Source organism: Streptomyces lasiicapitis (assembly GCF_014646335.1).
In the GTDB taxonomy this organism is placed as follows: Bacteria; Actinomycetota; Actinomycetes; order Streptomycetales; family Streptomycetaceae; genus Streptomyces; species Streptomyces lasiicapitis.
The window spans coordinates 202,532-215,525 of sequence record NZ_BMNG01000001.1 but is presented as its reverse complement, the minus strand read 5'-3'; the positions used below and the strand labels follow the sequence as shown (position 1 = coordinate 215,525).

The 12,994-nt window shown below is 71.3% G+C and carries 14 protein-coding genes; 9 read left to right on the top strand and 5 right to left on the bottom strand.

Annotated elements, in window-relative coordinates:
• Positions 1-121 precede the first annotated feature (121 nt).
• From IEY91_RS00975 to IEY91_RS00945, 7 genes are all read left to right on the top strand, one after another.
• Positions 122-1,231: a family 2 encapsulin nanocompartment cargo protein polyprenyl transferase gene (locus IEY91_RS00975; protein ID WP_189172468.1), complete on the top strand. Its 1,110-nt coding sequence runs from the start codon at positions 122-124 to the stop codon at positions 1,229-1,231.
• Between the two features lie 325 nt (positions 1,232-1,556).
• Entirely contained in the window at positions 1,557-2,156 is a 600-nt protein-coding gene (locus IEY91_RS00970; RefSeq protein ID WP_164320782.1) for a GNAT family N-acetyltransferase, read from the top strand.
• 234 nt (positions 2,157-2,390) lie between these two features.
• On the top strand, positions 2,391-2,990 hold the full coding sequence (locus tag IEY91_RS00965; RefSeq protein WP_189172467.1) for a dihydrofolate reductase family protein: 600 nt from the start codon (positions 2,391-2,393) through the stop codon (positions 2,988-2,990).
• A 44-nt stretch (positions 2,991-3,034) separates the two neighbouring features.
• Positions 3,035-3,436: a hypothetical protein gene (locus IEY91_RS00960; RefSeq protein ID WP_189172466.1), complete on the top strand. Its 402-nt coding sequence runs from the start codon at positions 3,035-3,037 to the stop codon at positions 3,434-3,436.
• A 78-nt stretch (positions 3,437-3,514) separates the two neighbouring features.
• Positions 3,515-4,471 carry a hypothetical protein gene (locus IEY91_RS00955; RefSeq protein WP_189172465.1) on the top strand — a complete coding sequence of 319 codons (957 nt, stop codon included), beginning with the start codon at positions 3,515-3,517 and terminating at the stop codon, positions 4,469-4,471.
• Positions 4,468-5,124 (top strand): HAD-IA family hydrolase, encoded by a 657-nt coding sequence (locus tag IEY91_RS00950; RefSeq protein WP_229696612.1) that lies wholly within the window; start codon positions 4,468-4,470, stop codon positions 5,122-5,124. The genes IEY91_RS00955 and IEY91_RS00950 overlap by 4 nt, the downstream gene beginning before the upstream one ends.
• 260 nt (positions 5,125-5,384) lie before the next feature.
• Entirely contained in the window at positions 5,385-6,329 is a 945-nt protein-coding gene (locus IEY91_RS00945; protein WP_164320776.1) for a sigma-70 family RNA polymerase sigma factor, read from the top strand.
• Positions 6,330-6,407: 78 nt separating this feature from the next.
• Here the strand turns inward: IEY91_RS00945 and IEY91_RS00940 are convergent, their stop codons facing one another.
• Together IEY91_RS00940 and sodN are read right to left on the bottom strand one after the other, a co-directional pair.
• Positions 6,408-8,468 carry an elongation factor G gene (locus IEY91_RS00940; protein ID WP_189172464.1) on the bottom strand — a complete coding sequence of 687 codons (2,061 nt, stop codon included), beginning with the start codon at positions 8,466-8,468 and terminating at the stop codon, positions 6,408-6,410.
• A gap of 222 nt (positions 8,469-8,690) precedes the next feature.
• On the bottom strand, positions 8,691-9,086 hold the full coding sequence (gene sodN, locus IEY91_RS00935) for a superoxide dismutase, Ni (RefSeq protein WP_164320772.1): 396 nt from the start codon (positions 9,084-9,086) through the stop codon (positions 8,691-8,693).
• 167 nt (positions 9,087-9,253) lie between these two features.
• On the opposite strand from sodN, the gene sodX reads away from it, so the two are divergent.
• On the top strand, positions 9,254-9,715 hold the full coding sequence (gene sodX / locus IEY91_RS00930; RefSeq protein ID WP_164320770.1) for a nickel-type superoxide dismutase maturation protease: 462 nt from the start codon (positions 9,254-9,256) through the stop codon (positions 9,713-9,715).
• Here sodX and IEY91_RS00925 read toward each other — a convergent pair.
• Positions 9,619-10,248: a CGNR zinc finger domain-containing protein gene (locus tag IEY91_RS00925; protein WP_164320768.1), complete on the bottom strand. Its 630-nt coding sequence runs from the start codon at positions 10,246-10,248 to the stop codon at positions 9,619-9,621. The two genes, sodX and IEY91_RS00925, sit on opposite strands and share 97 nt — an antisense overlap.
• A 117-nt stretch (positions 10,249-10,365) precedes the next feature.
• On the opposite strand from IEY91_RS00925, the gene IEY91_RS00920 reads away from it, so the two are divergent.
• Entirely contained in the window at positions 10,366-11,139 is a 774-nt protein-coding gene (locus IEY91_RS00920) for a class I SAM-dependent methyltransferase (RefSeq protein WP_189172463.1), read from the top strand.
• 144 nt (positions 11,140-11,283) lie between these two features.
• On the opposite strand, the gene IEY91_RS00915 is transcribed toward IEY91_RS00920, so the two are convergent.
• A complete protein-coding gene (locus IEY91_RS00915; RefSeq protein WP_164320764.1) occupies positions 11,284-12,045 on the bottom strand; it encodes an amino acid ABC transporter ATP-binding protein in 762 nt (253 codons plus the stop codon).
• A complete protein-coding gene (locus IEY91_RS00910) occupies positions 12,045-12,989 on the bottom strand; it encodes an amino acid ABC transporter permease (RefSeq protein WP_189172462.1) in 945 nt (314 codons plus the stop codon). The genes IEY91_RS00915 and IEY91_RS00910 overlap by 1 nt, the downstream gene beginning before the upstream one ends.
• Positions 12,990-12,994 lie beyond the last annotated feature (5 nt).

Here is a 12,994-nt window from a genome sequence, read left to right as displayed (position 1 = left end):
CCCTTCCGTCGGGCGGCGGGCAGTTGTCCGTGCCGGTGGGAGCGACGGCGGGTAGACCCCCGGCGTACGCGCCCGCAGGCCCTGGAACCGCCACCGTCCGACTCCCCGCCGGAGTGAGTCCATGACGGACACCACGGACATGACGGAGCGCGCGCCGCGACCCATGGGACACCGTCCCCGGGCGGTCCAGCCCGGGGAGGGGTACGAGGCCGCGGAGATCCTGACGTCGGCGCGGAGCTGCGTCGACCCGGAGCTGCGCGCGGCGGTCGAGTCGCTGCCCGGTTCGATGCGCCGTGTCGCGCTCTACCACTTCGGATGGGAACACGCCGACGGGACGCCCGCGGCCGGGAACGCGGGCAAGGCCATCAGGCCCGCCCTCGTCCTGGCCGCGGTGCGGGCCCTCGGCGGGGACCCGCTGAGCGCGGTCAGGGCGGCGGCGGCCGTGGAGCTGACACACAACTTCACGCTGCTGCACGACGACGTCATGGACCGCGACGCGACCCGCAGGCACCGGCCCACCGCCTGGACCGTGTTCGGCGACGCCGACGCGATCCTCGCCGGTGACACGCTGCAGGCACTGGCGCAGCGGCTGCTCGCCGAGGACCCCCACCCGGGGGCCCCGGCGGCGGCCGCCCGCCTGGCCGCCTGCGTCGTCGAGCTCTGCGCGGGGCAGCACGCGGACTGCGCCCTGGAGAGCCGGGCGCCGGGCGAGGTCTCCCTGGGGGAGTGCCTCGCCATGGCCGAGGCCAAGACGGGCGCGCTGCTCGGGTGCGCCTGCGCGATCGGGGCGGTGTACGCGGGGGCGGGGGCCGACACGGCGGAGGCGCTCGACGGGTTCGGCCGGCAGGCCGGCCTCGCCTTCCAGCTCATCGACGACGTGATCGGCATCTGGGGGGATCCCGCGCGTACGGGCAAGCCCGCGCGCGCGGACCTCGCCGCGCGCAAGAAGTCCCTGCCGGTGGTCGCCGCGCTGGCCTCCGGCACGCCCGAGGGGGAGGAACTCGCCGGGCTGTACGGGCGGGAGACAGCCGGGGGAGCCGACGGGCCCGAGGGGGAGCTGGAGCGGATGGCCCGGGCCGTGGAGCGCGCCGGGGGCCGGGACTGGGCACAACTGCACGCGGCCGACCGGATGTCGCGGGCGCTCGGGGAGCTCGCCCGCGCGGTGCCCGATCCGGAGCGGGCGGGGGGCCTGCTGGCACTCGCGGAGTTCGTCACGCGAAGGTCGCATTGACCGGCCAGCGATCGCCATGACCGGACGTAAGCCGCGTTGACCGGGGGAGGGCGGCGGCGGGCGGAGGTTCGGTCGGCGGGGTGAGAGGGACTGGGGCTGAAGGTCCATCAGCCGGGGGGCTGGGCGGGGTGGGGAACCCGTGGACCTTCAGGCCGGGGGCGGGCCGGGGCGCACCGATGGGGTGGCGGCGTCCCGACTCACGGGCCTCGCACCGCCGGGAAATCGGCGGCGCGAGGCCCGTCGTCGCGCGCGAAAGGCTCGCTTAGGCTGCAAACGGCAGGGCCCGGGCGGGAGTTGAGGGCCGACGAGGCGGAGGGGAGAAGCCGTGGGTGTGGCGATCCGGAGGGCCGGTGCGAGCGACCGCGCGGATGCGGTCGGGCTGCTCGACGAGGCGTTCATGGCGGACCCGGTGAGCAGTTGGCTGTTCCCGGGCGAGGAGCGGCGCCGCAGCAGGCACGGCGCGCTGATGGCCGCCTTCGTGGACCTCGCCTTCGCGGAGGGGCACGTGGACATCGCCGAGGACGGCTCGGCCGTCGCCCTGTGGTGGTCCGTGCCCGCGGGGGAGGCGCACGAGGATGCCGCCGAGGGGGCGGCGCAGCTGCGGCAGGCCGTCGACCCGGACAACGAACGGGTCGAGGTGATCGCCCGGTTGACGTCCGAGGTCCACCCGACCGACCGGCCGCACCAGTACCTCCACATGATCGCCGTGAAGCCGGAGCAGCAGGGGGAGGGTCTCGGCACGGCCCTCGTCGCCCCGGTGCTCGCGCGGTGCGACCGCGACGGACGGCACGCCTACCTGGAGGCGAGCAACGCGCGCAGCCGGGAGCTGTATCTGCGGCTCGGCTTCGCCGACCTGGGCACCGCCTTCGACCTGCCGGACGGGCCGCGGATGTGGCCGATGTGGCGGGAGCCGCAGAGCGTGTGACACCGGGTGGGTGTGGTGCTTCAGATTGGCCTCGGACCGGATGACCCGGCCTCCGGGGCCAATTTTTGCGCTCGCTGCCCGCTCGTTCTTCGCCCGGTTCGAAAAAAGTCCTGGGAAGGGGTTGAAACCACTGCGGATGAAGCACTATAAATGCAGTTGTTCGTGACCGGGTGGCCAGAATGACGGCTGCTCGGCCCACCACCTCCCTCTGTCTTCTGCGGAAAGAGATCCAGCTTGCGAAAGCTCACGTACTTCGTCGCCGTCTCGATCGACGGGTTCATCGGTGACCCGAGCGGTGACGCCAACTCCTTCATGCGGTTCGTGGACGAGGAGTTCCTCGAGTTCCTCAAGACCGAGTACCCGGAGACCGTCTCCGCCGCCGGACGCCGCTTCCTCGGCTTCGGCGACGACGTACCGAATCAGAAGTTCGACACCGTCATCCAGGGCATGGGCAGTTACCAGCTCGGCCTGGACGAGGGCGTGCCGAGTCCGTACGGGCACATGCGGGAGTACGTCGCCTCGCGCAGCCTCGGCGAGTCCCCCGACCCGAACGTCGAGATCATCGAGGACGACCTGCTCGGCAAGGTCCGTGCGCTCAAGGCCGAGGAGGGCGAGCTCGGCATCTGGCTGTGCGGCGGCGCGCAGATCGCCGGACAGCTCGCCGACGAGGTCGACGAGCTGGTCCTCAAGACCTACCCGGTGCTGCTCGGCTCGGGCATGCCCATGTTCGCGGGCGTGGAGTCCGCGGTCAGCGACTTCGAGCTGACCTCGTCGCGGGTCTTCGGCAACGGCGTCGTCGTCCGCAAGTACGCGCGTCTGCGCGAGAAGGAGTGACCGCTGGGCTGTCCGACCTCGGGGAATCGCCATATCCTGAGGCCATGGGCAGCGACGGACGCCGGTCCGGCCCCCGTCCGCAGAGCGAGCCGACGTGCGAGCACTGCGGACGGCCAGTCGGTACGGCCATCAAGCGACGCAAGGTGCTCGGCGCGTACGTCCCGGTGTGGGGCCCCGCGCCTTGCCGCAACCCGGAGTGCGACGCGTGCGTCGCCGACGAGCCGGACCAGAAGTCGCGGCCGGGCCGCGGCCACAAGAGCAAGTACAAGCGCGGGCATCTGTCCAGGCGTGACCCCGGCCCCGGGCCGAAGGTCGCTCCCGACGATCCCAAGGTCGACCCCGAGGATCTCAAGGGTGCCCCCGAGACCGGCCCCACGATCGACCTGCCGTCCGGGGCCGAGGTGGACCCGAAGGCCGCGTCCAAGCCCCGGGACACCGGTGCGTGAGCCGCGCCGACGCCGCGTGACCGCCTGACGGCGGGCGCGGACCGCCCACTGTCAGTGGGCGCGGCTAGGCTCGTGTGCATGGAGCTGAAGTGGGGGACGCGCAGGGCGCGTTGGGCTGCCGTCGTGGTGGTGGCCGTGGTGGCGCTCGTGGGCTGTGGGTCCGAGCAGGGCGAGAGCGGGCGCGAGGGGGGCGTGCCGCGCGGTTCCGGCGTGCCCGAGGTGGACGACGAGAAGGACCTGCCCGAACTGCCTTTGGACCGCTATGAGTTCAGCACGCGTGACAGTGAGCGCGAGCAGCAGGCGGCCGACCGCTTCACCCAGCGGTGCATGAAGTCCCACGGCTTCCTCGACTTCCCCCGGCAGTGGCGCGAGCACGACATCACCATGTCCAACCGCCTGATAGCGGTGGCCATCTCGACGACTCTGTACGGCTCGCTCGATCTCGACGGAGCCCGTCGCCGCGGCTACGGCGTCGAACGGGACGCGTTGGAGAAGTACGAGAAGGAGCACGCGGGCAAGGGACGCCTGGTCACCCCGGACGAGTACGAGGTGCTGCGCGGCGAGGGCGCCGGGCGCAAGGTGCCCGAGGGCGGCTGCGCCCAGGCCGGGGCCCGGCGGGTGCGGGCGGACGTCAAGGACGAGACCCTGCTGATGCGGTACGTCGCAGGTCGCCGCACGGCACTCGACAAGGCCGTCGCCAAGGACCCGCGGATGCGGCGTGCCCTGGACGAGTGGGCGGACTGCGTCGCCGACAAGGGCTTCAAGCGGTACGCGAGCCCGGAGGCCGCCTTCCGCGACAAGGCCTGGGGGCGGGGCCAGGAGGGCGACACCAAGCGCACGCGGCGCGAGCGGGACACGGCCGTCGCCGACATCGAGTGCAAGCGCGAGCACAACACCGCGGGGGTGTGGTGGGCCGTCGCGGCCGAGGGCCAGCGGCGCGACATATCCCGCCACCGGTCCGCGTACGAGGCGGTGCGCGCGGACCAGGAGCGGGTGCGGGCGACGGTGCGGGGCGTGCTCGGAGGCGGCGCGTGAGCCCGGCCGGCGACGCGCCCCGGACCCGGCTGCCGTTCGACGCCGTCCTCACCGACCTCGACGGCGTCATCCGCTTCTACGACATGTCGTACGTCGAGGAGCTGGAGCGCGCCGCCGGGCTGCCCGATGGCGCCACCGCAGGCATCGCCTTCGCGCCCGAGACCGACCTGCCGCTCATGCTCGGGCGCATCGGCAAGACCGAGTGGGTCGAGTCCATTGGCGCCGGACTCGCGCGCGGGCACGGGCTCGACGCCGCGCGGGGGCGCGAACTGGGCCTGGCGCTGGCCGAGTCCAAGTTCTGGGCCGACCAGACGGTCGTCGGCCTGCTTCAGCGGGCCCGCGCGTACATACCGGTGTCGATCGTCACCAACGCCACGCCCTGGCTGGACGAGGATTTGGCGCTGCTCGGCCTCGCCGGGCTCGTGGACGACGTCGTCTCCAGCGCCGTACTCGGCGTGGCCAAGCCGGACCGCCGCGTCTACGAGACCGCGGCCGCGCGCGTGGGCGCCGCCGTCACCCGCTGCCTGTTCGTGGACGACCGCGAGGAGAACGTGAGCGCGGCGGTGGCCCTCGGTATGACGGGGGTGCTGTACCGGGGGCCTGAGGACCTGCGGTCGGCGCTGGCGCCGTTGTGGGGGCCGACGCCGGACTGAGGGACCGACGCCGGACTGAGGGGCCGTCGGCGCCGCGCGGGGGCGGCACAGCCCTCCAGGCCTGATGCGCAGGCCTCCAGGTCGGATGCGCCGTCCCTCCAGGTCGGATGCCCTCCAGGTCGGACGGAAGTCACACCGATATCCGAGGCGCCGCCGCGGTGCTTCATGATCTGCTGGTCCGCATCAGCCGTGTCGGCCTGCGGCACATCGTCGTCGCGGGTGCGTCACTGCCATGACGGATCGCGACGAAGGAATGTGACGTGGACGGAAGAGAACTTCTGGCGGAGCGGTTCGAGGAGCACAGGCCCCGTCTGAAGGCCGTCGCCTACCGCATGCTCGGCTCCCTCAGCGAGGCCGAGGACGCCGTCCAGGAGACCTGGCTGAAGCTCAGCCGCTCCGACAGCGAGGGCGTGGAGAACCTCGGCGGCTGGCTCACCACGGTCGTGGGCCGCGTCTGCCTGGACCTGCTGCGGTCGCGCAAGCAGCGCGGCGAACAGCCCCTGGACTTCCAGGGATCCGACCCGAACGCGCCCGGAACCTACGTGCCCGACCCGCAGGTCAGCGCGCTCCCGGGCGGCCGGGAAGCCGCCGACCCCGAGCAGGAGGCCCTGCTCACGGACTCGGTGGGCCTCGCGCTCCTCGTCGTCCTGGACACACTGAGCCCCGCCGAACGGCTCGCGTTCGTACTGCACGACATGTTCGCCGTGCCGTTCGAGGACATCGCGCCCATCGTCGAGCGGGCCCCGGCCGCGACCCGGCAGCTCGCGAGCCGCGCCCGCCGCCGGGTGCGCGACGCGGCTCCCGAGCCGGAGCCCGACCGCAGGCGCCACCGCGAGGTCGTCAAGGCGTTCCTCGCGGCGGCCCGCGGCGGCGACTTCGACGCGCTGCTCGCACTGCTCGACCCGGACGTGGTCCTGCGCGCCGACGGCGGCGAGGTCGCCGGGCTCTCCCGCCTGGTGCGAGGCGCGACGGCCGTGGTCGCCGGAGCGCGCTCGTTCTCCACGCTGGCCGGCTCCACGCACCTGGCGATCGTCAACGGCCGGGTGGGCCAGATCGCCCTGCACAACGGAAAGGCGTTCTCCGTCGGGGAGTTCACGGTCAGGGACGGCCGGATCGTCGAGATCAACATCCTGGCCGACCGGGAGCGCCTCGCCACGCTCCTGGACGAGCGGACACTCGCCGAGCTGGCCGCCGAGACCGACTGACCCGGCTGGGTTGAACCACAGCCCACCGGACCGCCGAGGCCGGGCTGAACCAAGCCCACCCGACCGCCGCCGGCCCCCTCACCCCACCCGCGTCCGCCGCGTGACCCGCTGCACGTACTCCTTCCGGTCGAGCGGATTGTGGTCCGTGCGCGGGCGCGCCGGCGGCGTCCCGGTCACCGGCGCGTAGTGGTCGAAGGCGGACTCCAACTCGCCCTCGCCGCGCGTGAGTCCCGGCAGCGCCTGCTCCAGGTCGTGCACGCGCGCGGCGGGGATCACGCCGTCGACGACGTACGCGGACCCGTGCGCCGCCGGTGTGTGCGGCACCGCGCGCAGCTGCCTGAGCGCGGGCAGCAGCGTGCCGAACACATCGGCGGGCACGGTGAGCCGGAACCGGTGCATGGGCTCGTGCACCCGCGTCCCCGCCCGCCGCAGCGCGTCCATCAGGACGAGCGGGGTGAGCTGCCGGAAGTCACCGGCCGTGCTCGACATGCTCTTGTCGAAGACGGCGTGCGCGTGGCTCTGCCGCGGCCAGTACCCGGAGCGCGTCATCGTGACGACGCAGTCGGGCACCTCCCACCCGTGAAGACCTTGCCCCAGCGTCTCCTTGACCGTCTCCTCGACGGCCTTGAAGAACGCGTACGGCATCGAACCGAGCTCCACGCCGAGCCGGAACTCCACGCCCGCCCCGACCGGCGCGGGCTCCACGCGCAGCCCCACCGTGGCGAGGAACGGGTTGGGGTCGGTGTCGATGATCTCGAAGTGCTCCCCGGCCCCGGCGACCCGCTCCACGCAGATCGTCGTGGTCTCGCGGAACTCGACGCCCACGCCGAACTCGTCCGCGAGCGTGGCCTTGATGACCTCCTTCTGGACCTCGCCGTACAGGGACACGGAGATCTCCTGCCGGAGCGTGTCCTGGCGCAGGTCGATCAGCGGGTCCTGCTCCGCGAGCTGGGTCAGCGCGGCGTGCAGGGCGGCCCGGTCGGCGGCGCGCCGGGGCACGACGACGGTTTCGAGGGTCGGCGGCGCGAAGTGGTGCGCCACCGCGTGCCGTTCGGGTACGGCGCGCGCGTCGCCGAGCACGTCCCCGATGCGTACGCCGGTGAGCCCCCACAGCTTCGCGATCTGCCCGGCCGCGACCGCGTCGCGCCGCACGGCCGCGCCCTGCTCGAAGACGCTGACGGCGGTCACCTTGCCGTCCTCCGCGTGCCCGGCGAGCGGCACCCGGTCGCGTACCCGCACCGTGCCGGAGAACATCCGCGCGTACGCCACCTTCTCGCCCGCGGGCCCGCGCTCGACCTTGAAGACGGTGCCCGCGACGGGCCCGTCCGCGCCACCGGCCGCAGCAGGCAGCAGCTCCTTCACCGCGCCGGTCAGCGCGTCCAGACCGGTGCCCGTCATCGCCGAGCCGAAGAACACCGGGTGGAACCGGGCCTTCCGGGTCTGCTTGGTGAGTACGTCGCGCAGTCCGCCGAAGCTGAGCGCGGCGGCGTCCCCGTCGACGTACGCGGACAGCAGCGCGTCGTCGTGCTCGGCGAGGAGTTCGGCCAGGCGGGCGGTGAAGCGGGGATCGTCGGCGGCGTACGGGACGTAGCGCGCCGCACGCGTGCCCGGGTCGCGCACCGTGCCCATGGGGGCGACGGCGGGCGTCAGCCTCGTGGCCAGCTCGGCGAGCACGCGCTCGGGGTCCGCGCCCCGGCGGTCCACCTTGTTGACGAACACGAGCGTGGGGATGGCGAGCCTGCGCAGCGTACGCATCAGGACGCGCGTCTGCGCCTGGACGCCCTCGACGGCGGACACGACGAGCACGGCGCCGTCGAGCACGCTCAGGACCCGCTCCACCTCGGCGATGAAGTCCGGGTGGCCGGGGGTGTCGATGAGGTTGACGGTGACGTCGTCGATCGCGAAGGACACGACCGCGGACTTGATGGTGATGCCGCGCTGCCGTTCGAGCGCGAGGGAGTCGGTCTGGGTGCTGCCGTCGTCGACGCTGCCGACCTCGTCGATGACACCGGCGGAGTGCAGCAGCCGCTCGGTCAGGCTGGTCTTCCCGGCGTCGATGTGGGCCAGGATGCCCAGGTTAAGGGCGTGTTGGTGCTTCTCTTGCCGCTGGGCGGCGTGCTGATGCGTGTGCGATTGCACTAGGCGTCATGTCCTCGTGTCGGGGGGTGATTCCTTCCTGGTGGGACATGGACGTCTGCCGCATCTGGGGGCTCCTGGTTCCGTCGTCCGGTGGTCTGGTGACACGTCAACTGCATCAGGAGGGCCGGGGCGGAGGCAACCGATTTAGCTTCGAGTGACAAAACACCGCACCCGGCCCAATGGGCCGGGTGCGGTCGGGTGGGCGCGAGGCCCGGGCCTGGATCAGGCCTTCTTGGTCTCCCAGAAGATGCGGTCGATCTCGGCGATCAGCTCGAGCGCCTTCTGACCGGTCTTCGGGTCCGTCGAACCCTTCGCGGCCGAGAGGGCCTTGAGGGTGTCGTTGACCAGGGTGTGCAGCTCCGGGTACTTCTCGAAGTGCGGGGGCTTGAAGTAGTCGCTCCAGAGCACCGAGACATGGTGCTTGGCGAGCTCGGCGCGCTGCTCCTTGATGACGGTGGCGCGGGCCTGGTAGTGCGCGTCGTCGTTGGCGGCCATCTTCTCCTGGACGGCCTTGACCGACTCCGCCTCGATGCGGGCCTGGGCCGGGTCGTACACGCCGCAGGGCAGGTCGCAGTGTGCGCTGGCCTTCACCTTGGGGGCAAACAGGCGGGAGAGCATTGAGCTGTCCTTCCTCGTGATCGTCTTCTCAGGTGGGACATTACTCCGTGAGAGACGCGTTTTCGCGAGTGCCCCCATGGGCTTAGGACAAAAGTCCAGGGTCACACTGAAGACGGTGGAGGATGGAACCGGGAGGCCGGTGGAGCATTGGTCCGGGAGGTTGTCTGATGCCGGAGACGACGGCAGACGGGCGGGAGGCACGCGTGCCGTTCCAGCTGATCGAGGTCGACGGGCCGTCCATGGTGCCCACACTGAGTCCGGGGGACTGGATGCTGGTGCGGCACGGCGCCCGGGTGCGCCCCGGCGATGTGGTGATCCTGCGTCACCCGCTGCAACAGGACCTGCTGGTGGTCAAGCGCGCCGTCGAGCGGCGCGAGGGCGGCTGGTGGGTGCTCGGGGACAACCCGTACAGCGCGGGGGGCGACAGCACGGTGTACGGGGTCGTCCCCGGAGAGCTGGTCCTGGCGCGGGTGTGCGCGCGGTTCCGGCCGCTCGGCCGGTTCCGCCAGGAGCGCGAGGCGCAGGGGCGGCGTCAGCTCTCGCTCGCCGCGCTGGTCTCCTGGACCTTCTTGGCCGTGCGCCCGGTGCTCGCCGACCGCTCGCTCTCCAGGCGCTTGCGCGCGCGGTAGGCCGCGACGTTGGCGCGGGTCGCGCAGCGGTCCGAGCAGTAGCGCCGGGAGCGGTTCGTCGAGGTGTCCAGGTAGGCGTTGCGGCACGGCGCCGCCTCGCACAGGCCGAGCCGGTCCACGCCGTACTCGGTGAGGTGGAAGGCGAGGCCCATCGAGGCGATGGCCGCGTACCCCGCGGTGGCGTTCGACGGGTGGTCGGCCAGGTGCATGTGCCACAGGGGGCGGCCGTCGTCGTCCCGGTAGTCGTGGCCGGAGATCTGCGGGCTCACCGGGAACTCCAGGAGCAGGGAGTTCAGCAGGTCCACCGCCAGGGTCTCGTCGCCGCCGTCGGCCGCCTCGAAGACCGCCCGCAGCCGCCCCCGCACCGAGCGGAAGCGCGTCACGTCCGAATCCGTGGCGCGCCGGGCGGCCTGCTGGTTCGCGCCGAACAGCTCGCGGACCGCGTCGACGGAGGTCAGCGAGTCCTTGTTGCGAGCCGGCTCCTCGGTGTTGACCAGGCGTACGGCGTAGTCCGAGTAATAGGCCAGTTCCACTTGTAGTCCTTACGAGGGCGGGCTATCTTCGTCTGCGTGCGAGGTAACAGTCGCTTTTCCTTCGCGGGTGTTACTCGGCGAGATGAGTCGAGCGTAGTACGGGACGGAGGTCTTCCGGTGACGGAAACGGCTAGCGGTACGGGGTTCGGAACCGACTGGCGTGCCTGGCAGGAGAGTTGGGACCGGCAACAGGAGGGGTATCTGCCGGACCGCGAGGAGCGGTTCCGCGTCATGCTGGACATGGTCGAGGCGCTCGTCGGCCCCGAGCCGCGTGTCCTGGACCTCGCGTGCGGTACGGGAAGTATTACGGACAGACTCCTCAAAAGGTTCCCGAAGGCCACCAGCACGGGCGTCGACCTCGACCCGGCACTGCTCGCCATCGCCGAGGGCACCTTCGCCGGGGACGACCGCGTCACCTTCGTGACCGCGGACCTGAAGGACCCCGACTGGACCTCCCAGCTGCCTCATGACTCGTACGACGCCGTCCTCACTGCGACCGCCCTGCACTGGCTGTTCAGCGAGCCCCTGGCCGCGCTCTACGACCAGCTCGCCGGGATCGTCGCCGACGGCGGCGTCTTCATGAACGCCGACCACATGCCGGATCCGGCCACGCCGCGCATCAACGCCGCCGACCGCGAGCTCCGGCACGCACGCCAGGACGCCGCCATCAGGTCCGGCGCGCTGGACTGGGCCGACTGGTGGGCGCTCGCCGCCAAGGACCCGGTGCTCGCCGAGCCCACCGCCAAGCGCTTCGAGATCTACGGAGAGCACGCCGACGGCGACACCCCGCCCCCGGAGTGGCACGTCCGCACCCTGCGCGAGGTGGGCTTCGCCGAGGCCCGCACGGTGTGGGCCTCGCCGTCGGACGCGCTGGTCCTAGGCCTGAAGTAGGGACTTCGACCGCCGGCAGGGCTCCCACAACTCGCCTACGTAGAGGGGCGGTACGGATCAGCGATCCGTACCGCCCCTCTACGTAGGCACCGATTTACGGGCCCCATGACCCAACGGGCCCCTTCGGCCTACAGCCCCTTCGACCTACAGGACCTTCGACAGGAACGACTTCGTCCGGTCGTGCTGCGGGTTCGTCAGGACGTCCCGCGGGTTGCCGGACTCGACCACCACACCGCCGTCCATGAACACCAGGCTGTCGCCGACCTCGCGCGCGAAGCCCATCTCGTGCGTCACGACGATCATCGTCATGCCGGACTCGGCGAGGTCGCGCATGACGTCGAGCACGTCGCCGACCAGCTCCGGGTCGAGCGCGGACGTCGGCTCGTCGAACAGCATCAGCTTCGGGTCCATCGCGAGCGCGCGGGCGATCGCCACGCGCTGCTGCTGGCCGCCGGAGAGCTGCGAGGGGTAGCTCTTCGCCTTGTCGGCGAGCCCGACCCGCTCCAGGAGCTGGCCCGCCCGCTCCCGCGCCTCCGCCTTGGCCTGGCCCTTGACCTGGACCGGGGCCTCCATGACGTTCTCCAGGGCCGTCATGTGCGGGAAGAGGTTGAAGCGCTGGAAGACCATGCCGATGTCCCGGCGCTTCAACGCGACTTCGCTGTCCTTCAGCTCGTACAGCTTGTCGCCCTTCTGCCGGTAGCCGACCAGCTCCCCGTCGACGTACAACCGCCCGGCGTTGACCTTCTCCAGGTGGTTGATGCAGCGCAGGAACGTCGACTTGCCGGAGCCGGACGGGCCGATGAGGCAGAACACCTCACCCGACTCGACCTGCAGGTCGATGCCCTTCAGGACCTCGATGTGGCCGAACGACTTGTGGACGCCCTCGGCTTTCACCATGGCGGTCATTAGCGCACCCCCGAACGGTTGCCCAGCGACAACATATTGGCCTTGATCTTCATCCAGGGTGTGTCCGGCAGGGCCCGCGAGGAGCCGCGCGCGTAGTACCGCTCCAGGTAGAACTGACCGACGCTGAGGATCGACGTCATGATCAGGTACCAGGTGGCGGCCAGGAGCAGCGTCTCCACCGTCGCGCCGGACGAGGTGCCGATGTCCTGGGCGTACTTCAGGAGCTCGTAGTACTGCACCGCCGCGACCAGCGATGTCGTCTTGAGCATGTTGATGACTTCGTTGCCCGTCGGCGGCACGATCACGCGCATCGCCTGCGGGATGACGACACGGCGCAGCGTCTTGCTGTGGCTCATGCCGAGCGCCTGCGAGGCCTCCGTCTGGCCCTCGTCGACCGAGAGCAGGCCCGCGCGGCAGATCTCCGCCATGTACGCGGCCTCGTTCAGGCCGAGACCGAGCAGCGCCGTCAGGAACGGCGTCATGAAGTCCGACCACTCGTCCTTGTAGACCGGACCGAGGTTGATGTACTCGAAGACGAAGCCGAGGTTGAACCAGATGAAGAGCTGGACCAGGACCGGCGTACCGCGGAAGAACCAGATGTAGAACCACGCGATCGACGAGGTCACCGGGTTCTTCGACAGGCGCATCACCGACAGGACGATGCCGCCGACCACGCCGATGAGCATCGAGAGGACCGTGAGGATCAGGGTCTCGCGGACGCCCTTGAGGATGCGGTCGTCGAAGAAGTTGTCCGGGATCGCGTTCCAGTTGATGTCACCGTTGGCGAACGCGAGGATGAGCGCGACGAGCACGCCGATGGCGAGTACGCCCGCGACGTACCTGCCGTAGTGGCGAACCGGAATCGCCCGGATCGCTTCGGGGGCGGAGCGCGGTGGCTCATCCTTGGGCGCGGAGTCGCCCGACTTGCTGATGTCCGTTGTCACGGGTG

Excerpts from the sequence above, each read along its gene's own strand:
- sodX (WP_164320770.1), top strand. The coding sequence starts at position 9,254 with ATGCCGGAGACGACGGCAGACGGGCGGGAGGCACGCGTGCCGTTCCAG.
- sodN (WP_164320772.1), bottom strand. The coding sequence starts at position 9,086 with ATGCTCTCCCGCCTGTTTGCCCCCAAGGTGAAGGCCAGCGCACACTGC.
- IEY91_RS00955 (WP_189172465.1), top strand. The coding sequence starts at position 3,515 with ATGGAGCTGAAGTGGGGGACGCGCAGGGCGCGTTGGGCTGCCGTCGTG.
- IEY91_RS00915 (WP_164320764.1), bottom strand. The coding sequence starts at position 12,045 with ATGACCGCCATGGTGAAAGCCGAGGGCGTCCACAAGTCGTTCGGCCAC.
- IEY91_RS00960 (WP_189172466.1), top strand. The coding sequence starts at position 3,035 with ATGGGCAGCGACGGACGCCGGTCCGGCCCCCGTCCGCAGAGCGAGCCG.
- IEY91_RS00975 (WP_189172468.1), top strand. The coding sequence starts at position 122 with ATGACGGACACCACGGACATGACGGAGCGCGCGCCGCGACCCATGGGA.